This window comes from Acinetobacter bouvetii, from assembly GCF_902753875.1.
Classification (GTDB): Bacteria; Pseudomonadota; Gammaproteobacteria; order Pseudomonadales; family Moraxellaceae; genus Acinetobacter; species Acinetobacter bouvetii_A.
Genome location: NZ_CADDTS010000049.1, coordinates 27,403 through 50,136, shown reverse-complemented (window position 1 = coordinate 50,136; position 22,734 = coordinate 27,403). Strand labels below are relative to the sequence as shown.

At 40.6% G+C, this 22,734-nt stretch carries 25 protein-coding genes and 2 pseudogenes; 24 read left to right on the top strand and 3 right to left on the bottom strand.

Translation table 11 applies throughout. The features are described 5' to 3' along the window. Positions 1 to 87: 87 nt before the first annotated feature. The 3 genes from FB6_RS15455 (at position 88) to FB6_RS15445 (ending at position 2,474) form a co-directional block, all read left to right on the top strand. Complete coding sequence (locus FB6_RS15455; protein WP_058869073.1) at positions 88 to 1,131, top strand: YqaJ viral recombinase family protein; 1,044 nt, start codon at positions 88 to 90, stop codon at positions 1,129 to 1,131. A gap of 115 nt (positions 1,132 to 1,246) precedes the next feature. Next, on the top strand, positions 1,247 to 2,176 hold the full coding sequence (locus tag FB6_RS15450) for a recombination directionality factor (RefSeq protein ID WP_058869074.1): 930 nt from the start codon (positions 1,247 to 1,249) through the stop codon (positions 2,174 to 2,176). A 67-nt stretch (positions 2,177 to 2,243) separates the two neighbouring features. Next, positions 2,244 to 2,474, top strand: a complete 231-nt coding sequence (locus FB6_RS15445) for a helix-turn-helix transcriptional regulator (protein ID WP_067670005.1) — start codon at positions 2,244 to 2,246, stop codon at positions 2,472 to 2,474. Between the two features lie 27 nt (positions 2,475 to 2,501). On the opposite strand, the gene FB6_RS15440 is transcribed toward FB6_RS15445, so the two are convergent. Continuing rightward, on the bottom strand, positions 2,502 to 3,098 hold the full coding sequence (locus FB6_RS15440; RefSeq protein ID WP_114392441.1) for a putative adenosine monophosphate-protein transferase Fic: 597 nt from the start codon (positions 3,096 to 3,098) through the stop codon (positions 2,502 to 2,504). A 12-nt stretch (positions 3,099 to 3,110) separates the two neighbouring features. Then, on the bottom strand, positions 3,111 to 3,272 hold the full coding sequence (locus FB6_RS15435) for a YhfG family protein (RefSeq protein WP_004694826.1): 162 nt from the start codon (positions 3,270 to 3,272) through the stop codon (positions 3,111 to 3,113). A 204-nt stretch (positions 3,273 to 3,476) separates the two neighbouring features. Here FB6_RS15435 and FB6_RS15430 point away from each other — a divergent pair, with 204 nt between their 5' ends. The 8 genes and pseudogenes from FB6_RS15430 (at position 3,477) to FB6_RS15400 (ending at position 13,554) form a co-directional block, all read left to right on the top strand. Continuing rightward, positions 3,477 to 5,045, top strand: a complete 1,569-nt coding sequence (locus FB6_RS15430) for a type I restriction-modification system subunit M (protein WP_174560781.1) — start codon at positions 3,477 to 3,479, stop codon at positions 5,043 to 5,045. Further along, a pseudogene (locus FB6_RS16770) lies at positions 5,045 to 5,470 on the top strand (restriction endonuclease subunit S); the annotation flags it as partial. The gene FB6_RS15430 and the pseudogene FB6_RS16770, both read left to right, overlap by 1 nt. Continuing rightward, a pseudogene (locus FB6_RS16765) lies at positions 5,465 to 6,169 on the top strand (restriction endonuclease subunit S); the annotation flags it as partial. The pseudogenes FB6_RS16770 and FB6_RS16765, both read left to right, overlap by 6 nt. 8 nt (positions 6,170 to 6,177) lie before the next feature. Next, the gene (locus tag FB6_RS15420) at positions 6,178 to 6,840 is read left to right on the top strand and encodes a hypothetical protein (RefSeq protein ID WP_016658953.1); all 663 of its coding nucleotides are present in this window, start codon (positions 6,178 to 6,180) and stop codon (positions 6,838 to 6,840) included. A gap of 57 nt (positions 6,841 to 6,897) precedes the next feature. Then, entirely contained in the window at positions 6,898 to 9,774 is a 2,877-nt protein-coding gene (locus tag FB6_RS15415) for a type I restriction endonuclease subunit R (RefSeq protein ID WP_174560779.1), read from the top strand. Positions 9,775 to 10,401: 627 nt separating this feature from the next. After that, a complete protein-coding gene (locus FB6_RS15410) occupies positions 10,402 to 11,628 on the top strand; it encodes an efflux RND transporter periplasmic adaptor subunit (protein ID WP_174560852.1) in 1,227 nt (408 codons plus the stop codon). Next, positions 11,625 to 12,848, top strand: a complete 1,224-nt coding sequence (locus FB6_RS15405) for an ABC transporter permease (protein ID WP_174560778.1) — start codon at positions 11,625 to 11,627, stop codon at positions 12,846 to 12,848. The genes FB6_RS15410 and FB6_RS15405 overlap by 4 nt, the downstream gene beginning before the upstream one ends. Further along, entirely contained in the window at positions 12,841 to 13,554 is a 714-nt protein-coding gene (locus FB6_RS15400) for an ABC transporter ATP-binding protein (RefSeq protein ID WP_004984479.1), read from the top strand. Before FB6_RS15405 ends, FB6_RS15400 begins: the two co-directional genes overlap by 8 nt. 256 nt (positions 13,555 to 13,810) lie before the next feature. On the opposite strand, the gene FB6_RS15395 is transcribed toward FB6_RS15400, so the two are convergent. Then, positions 13,811 to 14,122: an ArsR/SmtB family transcription factor gene (locus FB6_RS15395; protein ID WP_174560777.1), complete on the bottom strand. Its 312-nt coding sequence runs from the start codon at positions 14,120 to 14,122 to the stop codon at positions 13,811 to 13,813. 120 nt (positions 14,123 to 14,242) lie between these two features. Between FB6_RS15395 and FB6_RS15390 the strand changes: the two genes are divergently transcribed. From FB6_RS15390 to arsH, 13 genes are all read left to right on the top strand, one after another. Next, complete coding sequence (locus FB6_RS15390) at positions 14,243 to 14,659, top strand: YeeE/YedE family protein (RefSeq protein ID WP_005400072.1); 417 nt, start codon at positions 14,243 to 14,245, stop codon at positions 14,657 to 14,659. A 1-nt stretch (position 14,660) separates the two neighbouring features. Beyond that, positions 14,661 to 15,077 carry a DUF6691 family protein gene (locus tag FB6_RS15385; RefSeq protein WP_106986400.1) on the top strand — a complete coding sequence of 139 codons (417 nt, stop codon included), beginning with the start codon at positions 14,661 to 14,663 and terminating at the stop codon, positions 15,075 to 15,077. A 2-nt stretch (positions 15,078 to 15,079) separates the two neighbouring features. Further along, complete coding sequence (locus FB6_RS15380) at positions 15,080 to 15,952, top strand: MBL fold metallo-hydrolase (RefSeq protein ID WP_125281767.1); 873 nt, start codon at positions 15,080 to 15,082, stop codon at positions 15,950 to 15,952. Positions 15,953 to 16,018: 66 nt separating this feature from the next. Beyond that, on the top strand, positions 16,019 to 16,801 hold the full coding sequence (locus tag FB6_RS15375; RefSeq protein ID WP_017395158.1) for a sulfite exporter TauE/SafE family protein: 783 nt from the start codon (positions 16,019 to 16,021) through the stop codon (positions 16,799 to 16,801). A 100-nt stretch (positions 16,802 to 16,901) separates the two neighbouring features. Beyond that, positions 16,902 to 17,297, top strand: coding sequence for a rhodanese-like domain-containing protein (locus tag FB6_RS15370; RefSeq protein ID WP_004859470.1), 396 nt, complete (start codon positions 16,902 to 16,904; stop codon positions 17,295 to 17,297). Between the two features lie 55 nt (positions 17,298 to 17,352). After that, positions 17,353 to 17,688 carry a carboxymuconolactone decarboxylase family protein gene (locus tag FB6_RS15365; protein ID WP_004988488.1) on the top strand — a complete coding sequence of 112 codons (336 nt, stop codon included), beginning with the start codon at positions 17,353 to 17,355 and terminating at the stop codon, positions 17,686 to 17,688. Between the two features lie 410 nt (positions 17,689 to 18,098). Further along, positions 18,099 to 18,533 carry an arsenate reductase (glutaredoxin) gene (arsC, locus tag FB6_RS15360; RefSeq protein WP_004988483.1) on the top strand — a complete coding sequence of 145 codons (435 nt, stop codon included), beginning with the start codon at positions 18,099 to 18,101 and terminating at the stop codon, positions 18,531 to 18,533. Positions 18,534 to 18,589: 56 nt separating this feature from the next. Next, positions 18,590 to 19,612: a permease gene (locus FB6_RS15355; RefSeq protein ID WP_106986396.1), complete on the top strand. Its 1,023-nt coding sequence runs from the start codon at positions 18,590 to 18,592 to the stop codon at positions 19,610 to 19,612. A gap of 18 nt (positions 19,613 to 19,630) precedes the next feature. Then, a complete protein-coding gene (locus FB6_RS15350; protein WP_004988479.1) occupies positions 19,631 to 19,870 on the top strand; it encodes a thioredoxin family protein in 240 nt (79 codons plus the stop codon). Between the two features lie 195 nt (positions 19,871 to 20,065). Beyond that, entirely contained in the window at positions 20,066 to 20,386 is a 321-nt protein-coding gene (locus FB6_RS15345) for a metalloregulator ArsR/SmtB family transcription factor (protein ID WP_130116368.1), read from the top strand. Positions 20,387 to 20,392: 6 nt separating this feature from the next. Then, positions 20,393 to 20,863, top strand: coding sequence for an arsenate reductase ArsC (locus tag FB6_RS15340; RefSeq protein WP_106986395.1), 471 nt, complete (start codon positions 20,393 to 20,395; stop codon positions 20,861 to 20,863). A gap of 11 nt (positions 20,864 to 20,874) precedes the next feature. After that, positions 20,875 to 21,915, top strand: a complete 1,041-nt coding sequence (gene arsB / locus FB6_RS15335) for an ACR3 family arsenite efflux transporter (RefSeq protein ID WP_130116367.1) — start codon at positions 20,875 to 20,877, stop codon at positions 21,913 to 21,915. Between the two features lie 9 nt (positions 21,916 to 21,924). Then, entirely contained in the window at positions 21,925 to 22,629 is a 705-nt protein-coding gene (gene arsH / locus FB6_RS15330) for an arsenical resistance protein ArsH (RefSeq protein ID WP_174560776.1), read from the top strand. Positions 22,630 to 22,734: the final 105 nt, after the last annotated feature.

The following is a 22,734-nucleotide window of genomic DNA, read 5'->3' as shown; positions in this document are numbered from 1 at the left end:
AAAATGACCTAACGACTTTATTTAAAAGCTGTGTCTTCGGACACGGCTTTTTTTATGCCCAAAATTTAACAATCACAGGAAATCGCTATGAACTCAGCCGTAATTCATGCAAACAACGCAACACTGAATATCCACACCAATCGCCCAAAGCTGTTTACCGCAAAACGTTTTGTCGAGACTAAAAATATGACTCAAGCCGAATGGTTAGAAGTCCGTAGAAAAGGGATCGGTAGCAGTGACTGTGCCGCAGCCTGCGGTCTCAATCCCTATATGTCGATGTTGGAACTATGGATGATTAAGACAGGACGCATTCAACAAAGCATTGAAGAAGATAGTGAAGGCCATGCACCTTTGTACTGGGGTAAACGGCTTGAGCCTTTAGTGGCTGAATACTACAGCATGCATACCAAGTACAAAGTGCGTAGAGTCAATGCTGTATTACAACACCCTGATCCAGACAAGCATTTTATGTTAGCAAACTTGGATTACTCAGTTGTTGGAGATGCCGATGTACAAATACTGGAGTGTAAAACCGCAGGGGAGTATGGTGCCAAGCTATGGCGAGATGGTGTGCCGTTATATGTCTTATGTCAGGTACAACATCAATTGGCGGTGACAGGTAAAAAGGCAGCCCATATTTGCGTATTGATCTGTGGACATGAAACCCGAATCTTTAAAGTCACTCGTTCTGAATCGGTGATACAACACATCATTAATGCGGAACGTTACTTTTGGGATTGTGTGGAAAAGGATACTCCACCTGAAGCGGATGCCAGTGAATCGGCAGCTAAAGCTTTACAACTGCTTTATCCCGAACATGTACCACTCAGCACCACGGATCTATCTGAAGATGAGCAAGCCAATGAACAGTTTGAACAACTGATCCGAGTACGCAATCAAGTTGAAAAGCACCAAGAGCAATTTGACCTACTTAAACATCAGCTACAAGCCAAGATGCAAGAAGCTGAACGTGCAACCTTTAAAGCAGGTTCAGTGACGTGGAAAAAGTCTAAGGACACTGTCAGCTTAAATGCAAAGGCTTTATTAGACTCACACCCTGAATATTTAAATCAGTTTCCGCAACATAAATCAGGGACACGGCGTTTTCAGATTTATGCCAATGGTGGATAAGTCAAATTTTACCCACATCAACATCACTCAGTGCAAACAAGCAAGCTCATATCAGCCCATGCCCACAGGATGGGCTTTTTGATGCTTATTCAATTTAAATAAAGAGGAAAGCAACATGATCAAAGGTTTAGCGATTACTCCGCCAATACTTGGGCGGATCAGTATCGGCAAGATGGTCGAGAAAAATGGTAAACGCGTCCCTGAAAAGGATGATCAATTCACCATTACAAGCCAAATCCAAAATAAAGAGGGCTGGGTCAAACATCCCTTAGATGAGCAGCTTCGTGCCAAAGCATCCAATCAAAAACTCAGAAGCATACCCGTGCGGATGATCTTTAATGATCCTGAACTTAATCTCAGAGCTGAATACACCTTATTCGACCGTCAAACAGGTCGTCCCGTGTGTATTGGCAATGGTGAAACTTGCCAGCGACTGACCAATCAAGGGATTGAGCATCATCCTTGTCCATCGCCTGACCTATGCTCATTGGCACAAGGTGGCTTATGTAAGCCTTATGGGCGTTTATATGTGAATTTGGATGAGTCAGATGAGCTAGGTACTTTTGTTTTTAGAACTACTGGTTTTAACAGCATTCGGACTTTGGCGGCACGACTCAGTTACTACCATGCTGCATCGAATGGTTTGCTTTCCTGTCTACCTCTGCAACTCACTTTAAGAGGTAAGAGCACCACACAAAGTTATCGTACGCCTGTGTATTACGTGGATTTAACACTACGTGAAGGTATTCATTTACAGGAGGCAATTCAAACAGCTAAGGAGATTGATCAGAAAAGTAAGTTGAGTGGTTTTAATCAAGCAGCTTTAGATCAAATGGCACGGCAGGGTTATGGTAATGCACAGTTTGAGTTGAATGCTGAGGAAGGTTTGGATTTAGTTGAGGAGTTCCATGCAGAAGAATCGTCTAAAGCTGAGCAACAGCCTATTGATTCGAATGCCAAGAGTATACCTAAGCTCAATCAAGATGATGGATTTGTACAGGATATGCAAAAAGGCTTACATGGGAGTGTGAGGGCAGTGAATTAGTTAATTTTTACAGACCTCCTGATTATTTGAGCAGTAACGCTCGCATTATTGATTTGGAGTAAACTTCATGAATGCGTTTGTTGGACAAACTTTTCAAATGAATCAATTGATTAGTATTAAAGATGTCATTAAATTTGTTGGTGTAGGTAGATCAACAATCTATGAAATGATGGATGAATACTCACCTTACTATGATCCGACTTTTCCGAAGAAAGTAAAAATCACCCAAAACCGTATCGGTTGGTCAGCTTATGAGATTCATCAGTGGATTGAAAGTAAGTTGGCGAGCCGTGAATAATTAGGGAGCAAAAGCTCCCTTATTTTTTTATTTGGGAATGACTATGCATTCCTCGAAGATTTGAATTAATCCATCTAAGTGTCCATAGAACCCTTCAACATTAGCTTGAATCCAACGTTCCTGAGATTCTATTTGAGACCAATCAACACCATAACCACAATAGGCGAGAAGATGTTCAAAGAAAATGCGCTGAGTGCGTCCATTACCTTCGCGGAAGGGATGAATGACATTAAGTTCACAATAAAAATCGGCAAGCTGCATAATAAGCTTTTGCTTTTTAAGATGTTGAAAATAGTTTGGAGATTGAAGTTGTTTAAAAAGCTTATTGGCTTCAACTTCAATACGACTAAAAGTACAAAAGCGTGTATCACCTTTTGAAATATCAACTTGCCTAAGTTCACCAGCCCATTCATAAAGGTCTGAAAATAAGGAGTAGTGTATGTTTTTTAGGTATTGGAGATCGTAAGGCGGTTCAGTATATTCAATGTGTAAACTGGCATATTCAGATAGCTCTAATTCGGCCTGCTCCAAAATTTTTTCATCTTGGATATGTAATTTGTTTTTGAGAATACTAGAGTTTGGATAACAGTAAAGACTATCTCCCATTTCACCATATTTATCCATCAAATCACCAAATTATGATTCTGAAAGCTTTTTATACTTTTGTAGGATTTGATCTTTGCTTAAAGTTGAAGTAGTTGTTGAAGGAGAAAGACCTTCAAGTTTTAGGCTAGCCCGATAATTCTGTAAGCGTGTTGCTTGAATATATTTTTTTTTCTGTTCAATTGTCTTAAGCACGTTGAGGCTCCTTAAGTCCAAAAATTTTAATCAGTATATCAGATTTGACTTATATCAAATGGCGGCAGTCAAAAAATAAAAATGTTGTTGTGGTTAAATTTGATTGCGACAGTTTATGTCTTTATCCAACCAATTTCTGCTGAAATATCTTTAATTTTCGGTACACTAGTCATGTTTTATTCTTTTCATCGGACTTCTATAACAATGACCCACGTACAACTGCAACAATTACAAAAACAACTTTGGAATATTGCCAATACTTTGCGCGGCACCATGGGCGCCGATGAATTCCGTGATTACATTCTGGGTTTTATTTTCTTTAAATATTTATCAGAAAAATCGGTGAACTTTGCCAATGAATTGCTGGATGGCGAAGACCTCAGTTTTCTTGAATTGGATGAAAGCAATTCTGAGCATGTGCCATACATCGAAGAAATTAAAAAGAATGCCATTGCCGAAGTGGGTTATGCGCTCACGCCAAAACAGCTATTCCATACCTTAGCCGAGCGTGGTCGTCAGGGCGAATTTATTCTAGATGATTTAACTGCAACCTTAAAATCAATTGAACAAAGCACTTTAGGCACCGACTCTGCCGATGACTTTGCCAATCTGTTTGAAGATTTGGATCTAAACTCGACCAAGCTTGGCAATAATGCCAGTGACCGTAATGCACTGGTGGCGAAAGTCCTCAGTCATTTAGATGATATTGATTTTGATATTTCCAATACCGAAGCCGATGTACTGGGTGATGCCTATGAATACCTGATTGGCGAATTTGCCTCAGGCGCAGGCAAAAAAGCGGGGGAATTTTATACCCCGCAAACGGTATCGACTTTACTGGCGAAGATTGTCACCCAAGGCAAAGAGCGTTTACGTTCAGTCTATGACCCGACTTGCGGTTCAGGTTCGTTATTGCTACGGGTAAAACGTGAAGTGAAAGATGTCGATATGATTTACGGTCAGGAGATGAACCGTACCACTTACAACTTGGCACGCATGAACATGATTCTGCATGATGTGCATTTTGCCAAGTTCGACATCAAGCAGGAAAATACCTTAACCCGTCCGCAGCATTTAGATAAAAAGTTTGATGCGGTGGTGGCGAATCCGCCATTCTCTGCAAAATGGTCTGCCGATCCGTTATTTTTACAAGATGAGCGCTTTGCTGCGTATGGCAAACTGGCGCCAAGCTCCAAAGCCGATATGGCTTTTGTACAGCACATGCTGTATCAATTGGATGACAATGGCACCATGGCGGTGGTGTTACCGCATGGCGTATTGTTCCGTGGTTCGAGTGAGGGCGTGATTCGTCAGTATTTGATTGAACAGATGAACGTGGTGGATGCCATTATTGGTTTACCCGCCAATATTTTCTATGGCACCTCGATTCCGACCTGTATTTTGGTGTTGAAGAAAAACCGTGAGCATAGCGGCAATATTTTGTTTATTGATGCCAGCAACGAGTTTGAAAAGCAGAAGAATCAAAACAAGTTATTGCCTGAGCATTTGGATAAGATTGTTGCGGCATTTGAGAAGCGTGAAAATATTGAAAAGTATGCGCATGTGGCGAATTTGCAGCAAATCAAAGACAACGATTACAACCTGAATATTCCGCGTTATGTGGATACCTTTGAAGCGGAAGCCGAGATTGATTTAGATTCGATTGCAAAACAGCTTCAAGTTTTGGAGCAAGACAGCCAAAAGACCGATGCCATCATTACGGATTTCTGTAAAGAGCTAGGCATTGTTTCACCGTTTGCGGAGGTGAAGTAATGGCTGTACCAAAGTTACGGTTTAAAGAGTTTGGGAGTGAATACATAACCACTACCTTTGAGAAATTGGAGGGGTTTTCAATACAATCTGGAAAGTCTGATAGTAAAGAGGATAGTGGTGAGTTTCCTTTTTATGGTTCAACTGGAGTGATTGGATATAAGGACTCCTATGATTATTGTGATGAGGCAATTTTAATTGCTCGAGTAGGAGCAAATGCTGGGTCGCTTTATCAAGTGAAGGGTAAATATTCTGTATCAGATAATACTTTAATGCTTTGCACATCTGATAAAACGAATTTGAATTATTTACGAGAGTTATTAATCAAGTTTAATCTCAATCAATTGGTGTTTGGCACAGGGCAGCCTCTGGTTACAGGAGGTATGATTAAAAAAGTTAGCATTGCCATACCTTCGTTAGGGGAACAAACCAAAATCGCCTCTTTTCTTTCCGCAGTTGATGAAAAGATTAGCCAACTTACGCAAAAACATGAGCTGCTCAGCCAATATAAACAAGGCATGATGCAAAAGCTGTTTAGTCAGCAGATTCGTTTTAAAGCGGATGATGGGAGTGAATTTGGGGAGTGGGAGGTTATTCAAGCAAATCAAATTTTTGAAAACTACTCAAATAAAAACCATGATGGAACCTTAACAATCTTAGCTGCAACGCAAGATAAGGGTGTTGTTCCAAGAGATGAAATTGATATAGATATTAAATCATCTGATGCAAGTGTTTTAAGCTATAAAATAATTGAAAAAGGTAACTTTGTTATTAGCTTGCGTTCATTTCAGGGTGGTATTGAATATTCTAACTATCATGGTATTTGCAGTCCTGCTTATACTATTTTGAAATCAATAAAACCGATTGCATCAGGTTTTTATAAAAATTACTTGAAAACAAATGATTTTATTCAACGTCTAAGTGCAACAGTTATTGGTATACGTGATGGTAAACAAATTAGCTATCAAGCATTTTCAACTCTAATGATTGATTATCCAAGTGTAGAAGAACAAACCAAAATCGCCTATTTCCTATCAGCCATTGACCAAAAAATTGAAGTCGTGGCACAGCAAATAGAACAAGCCAAACAGTGGAAAAAAGGCTTGTTGCAGCAGATGTTTATATAGGTTTTGTTATGAAAAAATCCAGAGAACTTATAGCAATACATTCATCTAAACATAAATGGTTGCAAGATTTAGAAAGATTATTAAGTCAAATTGATCAACAAACTAATCAGTGTGGAGATACGCTGATTGAATGTAGTAAATCGTTTATAGAAGCGATAGCTAAAAATATTATTTTAAAACTTAGACCGTATGAAAACGCTAAGGATATTAATTTATTGGATTTAGGGCGCTTGTTTAAAAAAGCTAAGGAGTGCATTTACGAACATTCAGCAATTGAAAATGTAATGCCAAAAAGCGACATAGAAAATTACTTTTCAGCACTTAATCAATGGATACGTTTTCTGGGGGAGATGAGAAATAATGTTGGTGAGATATCTCACGGCAAAATTCTTCCAAAGAGTTATTCAGTTGGAGTGGAATTAGCTCAGATTATTGCACAAACAACAGATCGATTATCATATATATTGCTTCTTCTTCTGCTTAAAATTGATCTCTCTTACACACAAAGTTACCGTTACGAGGAGTATCCTGAATTTAATAATTTTCTTGATGAGCAATTTGAATTGCCTAGTGGTTTAAGTTATAGCAAGGCATTGTTTGAGCAAGATTATGATGCGTACTCAGAAGAGTTAGATAATTATCTTGATGCGCAAGGTATCGAAGTTGCTTAAATTTTTATTATAGATAATCAAGATTGACGTGAATAATTTAAAAGATTAGAGGGTTAAATGACAGTACAAAGTGAATATCAACTTGAAAACGAACTAATTGATCAACTCAAACAACTGGGTTATTCATCAGTGACGCTCAAGGACGAAAGCCAGCTACTGTCCAACCTGAAAACCCAGATTGAACGTGCCAATGGACTAGCGCCACTATCTGATACAGAGTGGAAGCAGGTCATCAGTTTTTTAAACACAGGCACAGTGTTTGAGCGAGCCAAGAATCTACGTGATCTGTTCCCAGTCAAATTTGATGACGGCAGCAGCAAACACATCTTTTTTCTCTCGGATGACCCAAGCAAGAACATCTATCAGGTGACCAATCAAATCACCATCGATCACCGCGACTATAATGGTCGTACCAGCCGTTTTGATGTGACTTTACTGGTCAATGGTTTGCCTTTGGTACAGATCGAGCTGAAAAAACGCGGCATGGAAATCGCCGAAGCCTTTAATCAAACCCAACGCTATATTCGTGAAGCCTATTGGGCAGGGCAAGGGCTGTTTGGCTTTATTCAGCTCTTTGTGATTAGTAATGGTGCCAATACTCGTTATTACTCCAACGGCACCACAGGCATCGAGTTTGCCTTTCCATGGGCCGATGTCACCAACAAACACATCAATGAAATTGTCGACTTTGCCGAAGCTTTTTTCAATCAGCAGCATCTGACCCAAATGCTGACTCAGTACATGGTGCTGCTAGAAACCACCAAAAGCCTGATGGTGCTGCGTCCCTATCAGATTTATGCAGTACAGAAAATTGTTGAGCATGTGCAAAACTCCGATCAGAACGGCTATATCTGGCACACTACAGGTTCAGGCAAAACCCTGACTTCATTTAAAGCCAGTCAGATCATCATGCAAATGCATGATGTGGAAAAAGTTCTGTTTGTGGTCGATCGTAACGACCTCGATACGCAAACCTCACGCGAATTTAATGCTTTTAAAGCCGACAGCGTCGACAGCACCGATAACACATCGACCTTGGTAAAACAGCTCGATCAACGTCATGACAAACTGATTGTGACCACCATCCAAAAGCTCAATCGGGCCATCAGCACTGAACGTTATTTAGAATCGATTGATTATCTTAAAAATAAAAAAGTGGTCTTTATTTTTGATGAATGTCATCGCAGTCAATTTGGTGAGACCCATCAGAACATCAAAAAATTCTTCAGCAATGCACAAATGTTTGGTTTTACCGGTACGCCTATTTTTGAAAAGAATAGCCAAAGCAAAGCAGGTTTAAAACTGACCACAGATTACCTGTTTAATGAATGTTTGCATAAATACGTGATTGTCGATGCCATCCGTGACCGTAACGTATTGCAGTTCCAAATTGATTATCGTGGCAAATACACCGCCAAAGGCATGGCGACCAATGAAAGTTATGAGGAAGATGTAGAAGGCATCGATACCAAAGAACTGTATGACAATCCGCAACGTCTTGAAATGATTGCCCGTTACATTGTCAATATTCACGATACCAAAACCCGTAATCGTGAATTTACCGCAATGTTCTGTGTCAGTTCGGTCGAAACACTGACCCAATATTATGACCTCTTTGAAAAGGTGCAGGCTGAAAAGCAAATTGAAGATGAAGCACAAGGTCGGATATTTAAACCGTTGACTATTGCCACCATCTTTTCCTATGCGGCAAATGAGGCTGTACCGACTGATGACTTAACTGGCTTGATTCACGAAGAAGCCGCAGATATTCCAAGTCAGGTCAACTCATCCAGTCGGGATAAGCTGGATCGCTACATTGCGAATTACAATCGACAGTTCAAAACTAACTACAATTCTGGTGATCAATTTTATGCGTACTACCGCGACATTGCACAGCGCGTAAAAAACAGGCAGATTGATATTCTAATCGTGGTCAATATGTTCCTGACTGGCTTTGACTCTAAGCCGTTAAATACCTTGTATGTCGATAAAAACCTAAAATATCATGGCTTGATTCAAGCATTCTCACGTACCAACCGTGTCTACAACGATAAAAAACCATTTGGCAATATCATCTGTTTCCGTAACCTAAAACGTGCAACGGATGAAGCGCTGGCACTATTTTCCAATAAAGAAACGACCAAGATCGTCCTTGTTCCCAGCTATGCGGAAATCGAAAAGGATTACCAAGCAGCGGTGAGCAAACTGTTTGCCTTAACGCCCAATTACCAATCAGTCGATGATCTTGTTACTGAAGAACAGCAACTGGAATTTATTAAAGCTTTCCGTGAAGTGATGCGCTATAACGCGCAATTACAAACTTTTATTGAGTACGATCAAGACCAAACACAACTGGATAAACAGCACTTTGCCAACTTTGCTTCCAAGTATGCTGACTTATGTCGTGCCGTTAGAAAGACCACCAAGAAAGAAAAAGTATCGGTACTGGATGATGTCGATTTTCAACTGGATTTACTGCACAGTGACCGCATTAATGTTGGTTATATCATCAACCTTCTACAACTAGTCGTGGATACAGACTCAGAGGACAAGCGTAAGAAGTACCAAGCGCAAATTTACGATTTAATCAGTAGTGATATTAGCTTGCACGATAAGCAAGACCTGATTCAAAAATTCATTGAAGAAAACATGCCGAAAATGATCAATGGGCAAAGCGTCCAAACGGCTTTTGCTGCATTTTGGGATGCTGAAAAAGAACAGGCCTATCAGCATCTCTGTGCCGAGGAAAACCTGAAACCAGAAGCGATGAAGCAGGTTCTGGAACATTATGAGTTCACCAAACGCTTACCACGGAAGGAAGAACTGAAAGACTTGCCAAACTATAAGGTTAAGCTGTTTGAGCGGGAGAACGTGTTTAGCAATTTGCTGGTCAAGACACGCCAGTTGATTGAGAAGTTTTATGTAGGGTTTTAACTCGCTAAAGAAGTAAAGCACTTTAGTAGTGCTTTACATCGTTGGGTGTGTGCATTTGTTCTAACATTTTTAAGACGGTAGCAGAGAATGGTTGCCAATAGTTCCATGAACGATATTTTTCATTTAAACGGCCACCACTTACATTCCACGATTGCTTTAGAATCGCAATGATTTCGGAGGTATAAATACAACTCACGGATATCGATTTGGTCATTTGAAACTTAAAGTGGAACAAATGAAATAGATCAACAAGGGGTAAATAAGGGTAATCACTTTATTAAATTTATAAGAAATTTTAATGGGTTAAATTATGAATTATGCTGCCACCATCCACAGCTACTTTACTAAATATGGCTATGTATTACGTTATTGATAGCTGGAATGTTAAAGTCTCAAACGTGTTATTATTTTATATAAAATTATGAAATATATAGAAATATAGGTTTATTTTTTGTTTGTTTTTTTAATCAAAATTATGAAAAAACTATAACAGTAAGAGAAAATAATTTAATAAAAATGGTGTGCTTTTTTAATTTGCTGTGTTGTAACTAAATTTTTATATATATTTAACTAGACATTAATTATTCAATTCAAAAACTTTTCTTTAATCTGGCTTGGAGAATGGAATTGCTTGTTACCCGTTATAAGCCTTGGATCATGATCATACTACTGGTTTTGCTCGTCAGTTTTGCTATATATCGCTGGTGGCAAGGACCATTGTTACCTAGTTATGAAGTCGTATCTAGTCCATTGATTCAGACAGTTGTTGCTTCAGGACGGGTAGAGAAAGTATCTCGGACTCAGATTGGTAGTGAAATTACAGGGGTTGTTCTTGAGCGCTTGGTTCAAGAGGGAGATCGGGTCTCTCGAGGGGATGTTCTTTTAGTACTGAAATCTGATGAAATTTCAGCGCAGGTGCGGCAGGCAGAAGCTGAATTAAAGGAACTCGCAACCACTAGACGTCCGCAAGCAGAAGTCGATTTAGCGAATGCCAAAGTGCAATTAGAACAGGCTCAAAGAGAGGCGGTACGCAGACGAAATACCGAATTAGGAATATTATCAGCAGAGGAAAGGGAGAAATCGATAGAGGCAGAAAAACTCGCCCGTAATAATTTGGAATCAGCTCGATTAAAAGTTGCTTCACTTGCCCCAGATAAAGTTGAAGAGACAAAATTACGTGAACGACTCGCTGCATTACAAGCGCAACTCGCCAAGACCAAAATTCGCGCAGAAGTTTCAGGTATTATTTTAACCCGTAATGTTGAGCCAGGGGATTTGGTACAACCGAGTCAGACTCTCTTCACTATTGCACTGGATGGCGCGACTGAAATACGAGTGCCATTTGATGAGCGAAATTTACCACTGCTGGCTTTACAACAAAAAGCATCAGTGATTACGGATGCCTATCCAGATCAACCTTTTCCTGCCCATATTAATTTTATTGCCCCAAGTATTGATGCTCAACGTGGCACAATAGACGTTCGATTAACAGTTGATCCAGTCCCTGATTTTTTGCGTCAAGACATGACGGTATCGGTAAATGTTGAAACCAACAAGCGCGAGCGAACCCTGGTCATTCCAAATGATGCTTTAAGCAGTATAAGTGGAAACAAGGCTATGGTTATTTTAGTAAGAGATAGAAAAATTCAACGTCATCCCATCACACTGGGTTTACGTGGTTTGGTCATGTCGGAAGTTGTAGCTGGATTGAAAGAAGGTGATCACGTCCTTACCGATGCAGAATCAGTGCTTAAAGATGGAACTCGTGTCCGAATAGAGAAAACTAAACCTGTTTTCCAGAGTCAAACGGATCAGAAAAATAGCAAAAATGAATTACCGGTGAAATTCGATTGAAAAACTTTTTTAGGCGACTTTGGACCGAGTGGACCATCGCAATCAGTTTTTTGCGAGAGGGTCGCACACAGTCGATGATGATTACCATTGGCGTCGCGGTGGGGGTAGCCGTCATTGTGTTCATTAGCGCCTTAATTCAGGGTTTACAATCGAATATTGTAGAAAGAACTTTAGGGACACAGGCGCATATTCGTTTGCTCTCACCAGATGAGGTGAATCGTATTGTGCCACCAGCAGCAGGAATACTTCAGTTGTTACAAGAAGATAAGCGTGCACAACGCTTACGTTCTATTAATAATTGGCAGCAGATTACTGGGACTTTAGATCATTTACCGGTGTTGACTGCGGTTTCTCCTGTGGTCTCAGGTCCTGCATTTGTACAGCGCGGAGATGCGATTCAATCTATTGCATTGGTTGGTATCAACCTTGAACGTTATCAACAGATTATTCCGTTGAAGCAATATATGGTGAGTGGTGAATTACAGGTCAGTGCGGATAATGTATTAATTGGGCGTCAATTAGCCAAAGATTTGGGTGTGCAAGTTGGGAGCAAATTAAGATTAGATACCGGGCAACAGAAAAATGCAGTTGTGAACATCTCTGGAATATTTGAATTGGGTGTGCGTGAATTGGATGCGCGCTATGTCTATCTGGATTTGAAACAGGCGCAATCTTTACTTAATTTGCCGGGTGGGGTCACCGTGATTGATCTGACGATCCAAGATATTTTTCAGGCGGATCAAATTGCCTCACAAGTTGGACGCCTGACAGGATTAAAAGCAGAAAGCTGGATTGAAACCAATGCTCAATTAATGAATGCGATTACCGCTCAAAGTCTTTCTACAAACATGATTATTGTTTTTGTAGGGATTTCAGTCGCTTTTGGCATTGCCAGTGTGATGTCGGTGAGTGTGGTGCAACGGACTCGGGAAATCGGTATTTTACGTGCGACGGGGGCGACACAAGCACAAATTTTAAGAGTTTTCTTGTTTCAGGGAGCAATTTTTGGTCTGCTTGGTTCGATGCTTGGTAGTGTAGTCAGTTATGGTTTGATCTGGGGATTTAATCAGTTTGGTCCCGGCTTGTTTTATATTTCGATTTCAATCAAGCTTATCTTGTCGGCATTATTCTTGGCGACAGTGACAGGTATTTTGGCTGCTGCAATACCATCCCGTCGGGCTGCTGCACTTGATCCTGTGGAGGCAATTCGTCATGTTTGATCCATCTCAGGAAGTACTGCGTTTAGAAGCATTGCGAAAGTCTTACAATGTTGGGCAGCCTAATGAAGTGGAGGTATTACATGGAATTGACCTGTGTATTCAACGGAATGACTTTGCTGCATTAATTGGTCCTTCTGGTTCAGGCAAAAGTACTTTACTGAATATTCTCGGCTTATTAGATCAGCCTAGTCGTGGTGAGTTGTACTTGTTGGGGCAGGCTACAAGCCGTATGGATGATACGGCTCGGACAGCATTACGAGGCAATAGTATAGGTTTTGTGTTTCAGTTCCATCATCTTATACAGGCTTTTACTGCCTTACATAATGTACTCATGCCATTAATGCTGAAGCAAGGTAAGCCAGATCAATCTGCGTTGCAATATGCCCATGAATTATTGGCCGCTGTAGGGTTAGATAAGTTCGCTGACCGTAAACCCAATGAGCTTTCTGGAGGGCAGCAGCAACGCGTAGCGATTGCACGTGCACTGATTACTCAGCCTGCACTATTGTTGGCCGATGAACCGACAGGTAATCTGGATACTCAAACTGCTGCGGAAATGTTTGAATTATTTCGTAAAGTACATCGCGAACATGACTGTGCAGTCTTATTGGTGACTCATGATCCTAGATTATCGGCGACCTGTGATCGAACCATTAATTTGGTGGATGGGAGAATTCAGAGTGATTCCAAACACGAGATGGAATGAGCCGGAATGTAGATCACTCTTCTGGTAAAAGCAGTTCAAAACATTGAGTAGACCTCAAAATTCTAGCACGATATAAGAACAAACTTGTAAATCGATAAATTATAACCCTGTGTAATTTGAATAAAATATTTTTCAGATTTAGTTCACTAAATCTAATCTAGAGAAAAAATGAGTACAAGATTTTTCAATATTAAGAGTATTAAAAAAACAAAGGTTTACTGCTTCTGATCATTTCTTTTTGGCTGTACTAAGCGGATTAATTCGCACAATACAGCTCGTACAGCTTTTGCATCAAACTTAAGACCTTGGGATCACTCAGACGATAGAAAATCTGTTTACCCTCACGTCGTGTGCTGACCATGTCAGCCTTACGTAGGATAGTCAGTTGTTGTGAAAGTGTAGGTTGATGAATGTCAGTGGATTCTTCAATTTCCTGAACATTCATTTCCCCATCCACCAGTACACATAAGATTTTCAGGCGATCAGGATTGGCCAAAACTTTCAGGCATTGGCTGACGAAATCGACTTGAGAAAAATCAATTTTGGCATTTTCAGCAATCATATCCATAAATGTCCTCACAACTTTTGATGTAGCCCGTGCAGTTTACATAATTTACCATAAAACTGCTTGATTAATATTTTTTATTATATAATATAAAAAAATATATTATGTAGGGATTAATTCATCATGCATGACTTCCTCATCGCATTTATTGGCGGCTTAATGCTCGGGCTTTCCGTGGTTGGCTATCTTTACGTCAATGGCCGTATTGCAGGAATCAGTGGTTTGATTGGGCAAGTATTAAACTCAAAAACCATGTTTAAAACACCTGCAATCTGGTTTTTATCAGGCTTGATTCTCACACCGTTTATTTATGGTCTGTTTGTACAACCTGAAATCGAATTGAATGCCAGCCCACTGATGATGATTGTGGCAGGTCTGCTGGTGGGTTTTGGGACGCGCTTAGGTTCGGGCTGTACCAGTGGTCACGGAATTTGTGGCATCAGTCGCATGTCTAAACGTTCTTTCATCGCGACCATGACTTTCATGTTTGCAGGTTTTGTCGCTGTTTATATTATCCGTCATATCACAGGAGCATTCTAAAATGAAAAATCTGTTTGCCTTTTTATTTGGTGCACTGTTCTCTGTGGGGTTGATGGTATCGGGTATGTCCAATCCGGAAAAAGTACTCGATTTCTTGGATCTGTTTGGTGACTGGGATGCTAGTCTGGCCTTTGTGATGATGGGCGCGATTGCGGTGGCCTTTATTCCTTTCCAGAAAGTATTACGTACGGCACAACCGAAAACAGTATTTAATGAACCTATTGATTTACCTAAAAATAATCAGATAGACAAGAAGCTGATCACGGGTGCGGTTTTATTTGGTGCAGGTTGGGGCATTGCCGGCATCTGTCCGGCACCAAGTTTTACCTTGATCGGTTTGGGCCACTATCAAGTGCTCTATTTTATTGTAGCAATGCTGGTGGGTGTATGGATTCACCGTAAATGGTCAGGAGCTTAACGATGTCAAACTTACCTATAGTAAAGGATTTTTTTCACGAAGATACCAATACCTTCAGTTATGTTGTACGTGATCCTGCGACCAAAGCCTGCGCCATTATTGATAGCGTTCTGGATTATGATCCGGCATCAGCAAGTACATCCACTATTCATGCCGATAAAATTATTGCCTATATTAAAGAGCAGGGTTTAACGGTTGAGTGGATTCTCGAAACCCATGTACATGCTGATCATCTGACTGCTGCACAATATCTCAAAGCTGAGTTAAGTGGCAAAATTGCCATGAGCCAGAAAATTGGCATTGTACAGGAAACCTTTGGTGCGATTTATCATCTGGATATTAAACAATGGAATGCCCAGCAGCTCTTTGATTATTTATTTGAAGATCATGAGTCGTTCCAAATCGGAACATTGAAAGCCTATAACATTCCAACACCGGGACATACGCCTGCTTGCCTGAGTTATGTCATCGGTGATGCCGTGTTTGTGGGTGATACCTTATTCATGCCAGATTATGGAACAGCGCGCTGTGATTTCCCGAAGGGAAGCGCATCAATCCTTTTTGATTCAATACAAAGTTTGTATCAACTGCCTGAGAAAACACGTGTATTTCTCTGCCATGATTATTTGCCAGAAAAGCGCGATACCTATATGTGTGAAACGGATATTCAGACTCAAAAAAATCAGAATATCCATATTCACGACGGCACGACCAAAGATGATTTTGTTGAAATGCGTAATAAGCGCGATGCGGGTTTAAGTATGCCCAAACTGATTTTACCTTCGATACAGATCAATATGAAAGCAGGACAATTCCCTGAACCCGAAGAGAATGGTGTTTCTTATTTAAAACTTCCACTGAATTACTTCAAATAGGCAAATTTTAAGATTAAACAACAAGTTTTGTTTAATTGGTTTGGTAATAGAGGGGGGGCAGTAGCGATGTGGATGCTAATACTTGAAGGACTGGCCATCGGTGGTTTGCTTGGGTTAACCGGTGCTGGTGGTGGCATTCTGGCCGTACCCGCACTGATGGCAAGTCAAGGATGGACGGTCGCACAAGCTGCACCTGTTGGCTTGCTTGCAGTCACTTTATCTGCCTTGGTTGGAACATTTGAAGGCTTATTTAAGAAGATAGTACGCTATCGGGCTGCGCTTTGGATTGCACTGATTAGCATTCCTTCAGCACGTTATGGTGTGCATCTGGGAGGAATAATTTCTCCTGTATGGCTTACCTTAGCATTCAGTTTAGTCATGCTCGTGGTTGCTTACCGGATTTTTTTTAAAAAAGTGAATGACCATACAGGTGTGCTGTGTAAAGTTAACCAAACAACTGGTCGTCTGATTTGGAACATGAAAACTGCATTGTCTCTCGGTGCCATTGGTGTCGTGGCAGGTTTATTGACTGGTTTGCTTGGGGTAGGTGGGGGATTCGTGATTGTTCCAGCACTGAGTAAAGTAACTGATCTTGATATGCGCAGTATTGTTGCGACCTCGTTGATGATTATTTTCCTGATAGGTGGTGTCAGCATTTCAGCTCATATTTTAGATGGTTTTCAATACCCCGTTTCGGTCACGCTGACTTTCGTTTTAGCTTGCATGGCTGGGATGTTGATTGGTCGAAGTTTGATGCCTTTAGTTAAGAATAGTCAAATCCAAAAGGTTTTTGCCATAACTGTCATAAGCGTAGCATTTTATTTAATTTCTACAGTCATCATAACTTAATACAAGCAAGAGATTAGAGCCAAATTTAAAAACTGCATTTTAAAGACATGAATATTTAATCAGAGACCAGATTTCTAAAGATCGGAAGAGGTAAAGAGTAATGAAAACAGCAGAACAATTAATTTCAATGGCAAAAAACCGAATTCAAGAAGTGACGGTCGCAGACTTACTTGAAGCCATGAAAAACCATAAAACCATTCTGATTGATGTTCGGGAACCAGATGAATTTCAGGCGGCAGCGATAGACCGAGCCGTGAATTATCCTCGTGGTGTTTTAGAAATGAGAATTCACCAGCATCCTGTGGCGAGCCATCATTGCGATACCTTGCAAGCACTAGAACATCTTAAAGATCAGCCGATTTATTTGATTTGTGGGACGGGTGGCCGATCAGCTCTGGCTACAGATACTTTACAGAATATGGGATTTACTCAGGTGAAATCTGTTCAGGGTGGATTTCAAGCATGGCTAGAGCAGGGTTATCCAGTAGAGAAATAACTAGATTTCTATTTTAAGTCTAACTTAAGTTTATGGACATTCAAGTGAGAAAATCATGAAGTACAAAGAATTAACTCAAAATATTTCAGGCAGTTTAAAGACATTAGCGCAGGATTCTCCTGATTTAATGAAAAGTTTTAATCAATTGTCACAAGTTGCAATGCGAGATGGTGTTATTGATCCTAAAACAAAAGAACTGATTGCCTTAGCGATTGGTGTTGCAGCACGATGTGATGGATGTATCGGTTTTCATGTCAGAACCCTAGTCAAAATGGGAATGACATTGCAAGAATTAGAGGAAGTGCTTGGTGTTGCAGTTTATATGGGGGGCGGTCCTTCATTGATGTATGCCGCTAATGCATTGGAAGCATTTAAAGAATTCACAGCTTAATTTTTTCAATCATTGGGAAACGATTTGAATCAGCACAGGGATAATCTTTATTCGCAAACACAGGATCTGTATGGCATTTCGCCCAATCATTTTATTCAACATATAGCAGATCAGGTTCCAATTGTGGGAAAAACTCTTGCTATAGCAGAGGGTGAGGGGAGGAATATCCTTTATTTGACTAGGAGCAGTTTGTTAGATGAGGGATGTTCCTAATGTGAGTTGAGAATCCGAAAAGAAGCTTTAGCTTCTTAATTTAATTGACACCGTTTCAGAAATACCTAAATGGGAGGTTTTTTGATTGATTCAGGAGCTTTTCTTATTTATTGGTACTTGTAGTTAATCATATATTCCATATTGCGTATATTCGAATATTCATATATAAAAGGCTGTCTGTTTAAGAGATTATACTCATGGATCAAATGCCAAAAGTTCAAATTTACCATAATCCTGCCTGTGGCACGTCTCGTAACACTTTGGCGCTTATTCGCAACACGGGGATCGAACCAGAAGTAATTGAATATCTGATTACGCCACCATCAAAAGATCAGCTGATTAAAATGATTCAGGACTCTGGTTTAAGTGTTCGTGATGTGTTACGCAAAAATGTAGATGCTTATACTGAACTTAATTTAGACGATGCGAACTGGACAAATGAGCAATTGCTTGATGCTATGCTTGAACATCCCATCCTGATTAACCGTCCTTTGGTCGTGACAGATTTGGGCACTCGTTTATGTCGCCCATCTGAAGTAGTGCTAGATATTCTACCTTTGCCGCAATTAAAAGCTTTTGCTAAAGAAGATGGTGAAGTCATCATTGATGAGCAAGGCAGACGCTTAAAATAAAAGGTGAAACCCCTAACGCTGTTGGACTTTGTATCAGTGTAGAGCAGGAGATCTAAATGGAGAACATTGTCGCAATTTTTGCTTGGTTAAATGATGTTCTACTTAAAATGACCTGGCTCTCGGATGGTGTGCGCTGGTTCGTTGAAAATGTATTTGGTTTATCCGTTGCAACCCGGTTGGGTGGTAGTGTCCATTTCTTTATTTATGATGTATTCAAGATCTTTATTCTGCTTTCAGTGTTGATCTATACATTATCTTATATTCAAAGCTATTTCCCTCCAGAACGTACTCGGCTGATTTTAGGTCGGATGACAGGAATCAAAGCCAATATTATGGGGGCATTACTCGGTACTATTACGCCATTTTGTTCATGTTCTTCGATTCCGTTGTTTATTGGTTTTACCCGTGCAGGACTTCCGGTAGGCGTCACTTTTTCCTTTCTGATTTCATCACCACTTGTTGACTTGGCTTCAATTATTTTATTGGCGAGTATCTTTAACTGGAAAATTGCATTGGTCTATGTGTTACTTGGATTAGTGCTGGCAGTCATCGGCGGGTCATTAATCAGCTACTTGAAAATGGAAAAGTATGTGGCTGAATTTGTGACTCATCATCAAACAATCTCAGGTGACGATGAAGATTTCAGCATGACTGCAAAAGAGCGGCGTACATTTGCTTGGGAACAGGTGACAGACATTTTTAGTAAGGTCTGGCTTTATGTCTTGATAGGTGTCGGGATTGGTGCGGCAATTCATAACTGGATTCCTGAGCAGTGGATTACTGCCTTACTTGGTCAAGAACACTGGTATTCCGTACTGATTGCCACGATTGTCGGAATGCCAATGTATGCGGATATCTTTGGCACCTTGCCGATTGCAGAAGCACTTGTGACTAAAGGCGTTGGCTTGGGGACGGTTTTAGCGTTTATGATGGCGGTCACCGCACTTTCTCTGCCATCGCTAATCTTGTTAAAACAAGTGGTGAAAACCCGTTTATTGAGCCTGTTTGTAGGGATCGTTTTTGTGGGAATCTTGATTGTTGGTTATAGCCTGAATACTTTGGGTTATTGGTTTTTATAAAAAGTGTGGAGAATAAAGATGCAAATTAAAGTTTTAGGAACAGGTTGTCGTAAATGCAAAGCCTTATTGGCTGCAACTGAAGAAGCAGTAAAAAGTACGGGTGTTCAGGCAGAAATTGAATATGTAACTGATATGATGCAAATTGCTGAAACAGGGTTGTTAAGTACGCCAGGTCTGATCATAGATAATCAAATCGTTTCAAGTGGCAAAGTTTTGGAACCACAAGCCATTGTGGAGTTGATTGAAAAAAATAAATAAGTGTATGTGGAAAACTGTAAAAAAGACCTGTGGCATAAGCCACGGGTCTTTTTTATTTGTGTCTTGAGATGTTAAGAAGTTGTAAATTTTTCCCTTTCTGGCAAGCATATACGGATATGGGTATACTTTTATAATGAGTACTCTTTACTGAATATATGGATATGTGTATATTTGCATAATAGAATGGGAGCAGTTATGGACCACGTTCAGTTTTTTAAATGTTTATCTGATGAAACACGTCTCAGTATTGTCATGCTTATCGCAGAAAACGAAGAGCAATGTGTTTGTGATTTGACAGATAAACTCCAGTTAAGCCAACCAAAAATTTCACGGCATTTAGCCCTGTTAAGATCAAGTGGTTTGCTGAATGACCGTCGGCAAAAGCAGTGGGTGTATTACAGTCTTAACCCACAACTACCTGAATGGTGCTTTGAAATTCTGAATACACTTAAACGTAGCAATATTCCCGTGTTATTTGATCCCTCAGCTCTATCGATTCAGAGCCATTGCGAGTAAGTTTTTATGAAATTTTTGTTTCTGTGCACGGGTAACAGTTGTCGCAGTATTCTTTCTGAAGTTCTGTTTAATAGTCGAGCGCCTGAAGGTTGGGTAGCTTATAGCGCTGGAAGTAAACCTTCTGGCCAAGTTCATCCGTTAACTATTCAGACTTTACAGAACCTGGGTTTGTCTACCGAAGGTTTGTCGAGTAAAACGATTGATGCCTGTGAACAGTATCAGCCCGATGTCGTCATCACCGTGTGTGATGCGGCAGCACAAGAAGCTTGTCCGTTGTATTTAGGAGGAGCAATCAAAGCACATTGGGGTCTATCTGATCCATCACATTTAGATTTGCCTGAACAAGAAAAATTACAGGCATTTTTAAGTACTGTAGAACATATCAACAAACGCTTAGATGCACTTTTTGCATTAGATACCCAACACATGAGCCGTCCTCAGCTTATTGCTGAAATCAATCAAATTTCCCATCTTTAAGCGAGCAGATCATGTCTAAACCAGGATTATCCTTTTTGGATCGTAACCTGACGCTATGGATTTTTGTGGCTATGGCATTGGGAGTTGCGATTGGGGTGGTATTTCCACAAGCATCCGTCGCATTGGATGCAATGAGTGTAAATTCAGTCAACTTGCCAATTGCGATTGGTTTGATTTTGATGATGTATCCACCATTAGCCAAAGTAGATTATGCAGCTTTGCCCAAAGTATTTCAGGATAAAAAAACATTAGCGCTCTCTCTGATTCAGAACTGGCTGATTGCGCCAGTGCTGATGTTTGTATTGGCGATAGTCTTCTTGAGTGATTACCCAGAATACATGACAGGTCTGATTCTGATTGGCTTGGCGCGTTGTATTGCCATGGTACTGATCTGGAATGGACTGGCATGCGGGGACAATCAATACGGTGCTGCATTGGTCGCATTTAACAGCATTTTTCAGATTCTGTTCTTTAGCAGTTATGCCTGGTTCTTCCTGACCTATCTGCCGCCATTTTTTGGGTTAGAAGGGAATGTCATCAATGTTGATTTCTGGACCATTGCCAATGCTGTCCTTATCTACTTGGGGATTCCATTCCTGATGGGCTTCCTGACGCGTCTATCTTTAGTGAAAGCCAAAGGTCTGGACTGGTATCAGAATCAGTTTCTACCCAAAATTGGTCCACTCAGCTTATTGGCCTTGTTATTCACCATTGTAGCCATGTTTAGCTTGAAAGGCGGTGATGTAGTGAGTTTGCCAATGGATGTGTTGCGGATTGCAATTCCATTGACGCTTTACTTTGTCGTGATGTTCTTTGTCAGCTTTTTCATGAGTAAGTGGATGGGGAATGACTATCCCAAAACCACCGCAATTTCATTTACCGCAGCAGGTAACAATTTTGAGTTAGCGTTGGCCGTTGCGATTGCTACCTTTGGTTTGGCTTCACCAATTGCCTTTACTACGATTATTGGCCCATTGGTTGAAGTGCCCGTGCTGATTGCACTGGTTAGCGTATCCTTGTGGCTGAAGAAAAAATATTATCCAAATTCTTAAGAGGCAAAGATGACACTCCCTAATCTTGAATCTGATCTTTTACCGACACCAACTTTTGCGGAAGTGCAGGCTAAAGAACTAAGTCACCCACCACGTATCTTATTGCTATATGGCTCAAACAGAGAGCGTTCATATAGCCGCCTAGCTGTGATGGAAGCTGGGCGAATTCTTGAGCGTTTTGGTTGTGAGGTTAAAATCTTTCATCCCAAAGGTTTACCTTTACCTGAAGATGGTGATCTGGAACATCCAAAGGTTAAAGAGCTGCATGAATTGTTGGCTTGGTCTGAAGGCATGGTTTGGTGTTCGCCTGAGCGGCATGGTTCGATGAGCTCAATCTTCAAAGCACAGATTGATTGGATTCCACTTGCTGCAGGAGCAATTCGTGCTACGCAGGGTAAAACACTGGCTTTGATGCAGGTGAGCGGTGGATCACAGTCTTTTAACAGTGTAAACCAGATGCGAATTCTTGGGCGCTGGATGCGGATGATCACGATTCCAAATCAGTCTTCTGTTCCTAAAGCCTTTTTGGAGTTTGATGAGGAAGGACGGATGAAGCCTTCATCGCTATATGATCGTATTGTTGATGTAATGGAAGAGCTATACAAGTTTACTTTGCTGACTCGCGGTCAGAGTGCCTATTTGACCAACCGTTATACGGAGCGAAAAGAATCGGCTGAAGAACTGTCTAAACGAGTCAATCAGCGTAATCTTTAAAGCTGATTCGTCATGGTGTGAGCAGGGTAACGGATGGCTCGATCGTTTGTTTAATCGTAAGCATCCGCTGAGCCCCACTTTTCTAACTCATTAATACCACGATAG

Excerpts from the sequence above, each read along its gene's own strand:
- FB6_RS15400 (WP_004984479.1), top strand. The coding sequence starts at position 12,841 with ATGTTTGATCCATCTCAGGAAGTACTGCGTTTAGAAGCATTGCGAAAG.
- arsH (WP_174560776.1), top strand. The coding sequence starts at position 21,925 with ATGACACTCCCTAATCTTGAATCTGATCTTTTACCGACACCAACTTTT.
- FB6_RS15340 (WP_106986395.1), top strand. The coding sequence starts at position 20,393 with ATGAAATTTTTGTTTCTGTGCACGGGTAACAGTTGTCGCAGTATTCTT.
- FB6_RS15380 (WP_125281767.1), top strand. The coding sequence starts at position 15,080 with ATGTCAAACTTACCTATAGTAAAGGATTTTTTTCACGAAGATACCAAT.
- FB6_RS15440 (WP_114392441.1), bottom strand. The coding sequence starts at position 3,098 with ATGGATAAATATGGTGAAATGGGAGATAGTCTTTACTGTTATCCAAAC.
- FB6_RS15430 (WP_174560781.1), top strand. The coding sequence starts at position 3,477 with ATGACCCACGTACAACTGCAACAATTACAAAAACAACTTTGGAATATT.
- FB6_RS15355 (WP_106986396.1), top strand. The coding sequence starts at position 18,590 with ATGGAGAACATTGTCGCAATTTTTGCTTGGTTAAATGATGTTCTACTT.
- FB6_RS15350 (WP_004988479.1), top strand. The coding sequence starts at position 19,631 with ATGCAAATTAAAGTTTTAGGAACAGGTTGTCGTAAATGCAAAGCCTTA.
- FB6_RS15345 (WP_130116368.1), top strand. The coding sequence starts at position 20,066 with ATGGACCACGTTCAGTTTTTTAAATGTTTATCTGATGAAACACGTCTC.
- FB6_RS15385 (WP_106986400.1), top strand. The coding sequence starts at position 14,661 with ATGAAAAATCTGTTTGCCTTTTTATTTGGTGCACTGTTCTCTGTGGGG.
- FB6_RS15395 (WP_174560777.1), bottom strand. The coding sequence starts at position 14,122 with ATGGATATGATTGCTGAAAATGCCAAAATTGATTTTTCTCAAGTCGAT.
- FB6_RS15365 (WP_004988488.1), top strand. The coding sequence starts at position 17,353 with ATGAAGTACAAAGAATTAACTCAAAATATTTCAGGCAGTTTAAAGACA.
- FB6_RS15375 (WP_017395158.1), top strand. The coding sequence starts at position 16,019 with ATGTGGATGCTAATACTTGAAGGACTGGCCATCGGTGGTTTGCTTGGG.
- FB6_RS15390 (WP_005400072.1), top strand. The coding sequence starts at position 14,243 with ATGCATGACTTCCTCATCGCATTTATTGGCGGCTTAATGCTCGGGCTT.
- arsB (WP_130116367.1), top strand. The coding sequence starts at position 20,875 with ATGTCTAAACCAGGATTATCCTTTTTGGATCGTAACCTGACGCTATGG.
- FB6_RS15370 (WP_004859470.1), top strand. The coding sequence starts at position 16,902 with ATGAAAACAGCAGAACAATTAATTTCAATGGCAAAAAACCGAATTCAA.
- arsC (WP_004988483.1), top strand. The coding sequence starts at position 18,099 with ATGGATCAAATGCCAAAAGTTCAAATTTACCATAATCCTGCCTGTGGC.
- FB6_RS15420 (WP_016658953.1), top strand. The coding sequence starts at position 6,178 with ATGAAAAAATCCAGAGAACTTATAGCAATACATTCATCTAAACATAAA.
- FB6_RS15455 (WP_058869073.1), top strand. The coding sequence starts at position 88 with ATGAACTCAGCCGTAATTCATGCAAACAACGCAACACTGAATATCCAC.
- FB6_RS15450 (WP_058869074.1), top strand. The coding sequence starts at position 1,247 with ATGATCAAAGGTTTAGCGATTACTCCGCCAATACTTGGGCGGATCAGT.
- FB6_RS15445 (WP_067670005.1), top strand. The coding sequence starts at position 2,244 with ATGAATGCGTTTGTTGGACAAACTTTTCAAATGAATCAATTGATTAGT.
- FB6_RS15415 (WP_174560779.1), top strand. The coding sequence starts at position 6,898 with ATGACAGTACAAAGTGAATATCAACTTGAAAACGAACTAATTGATCAA.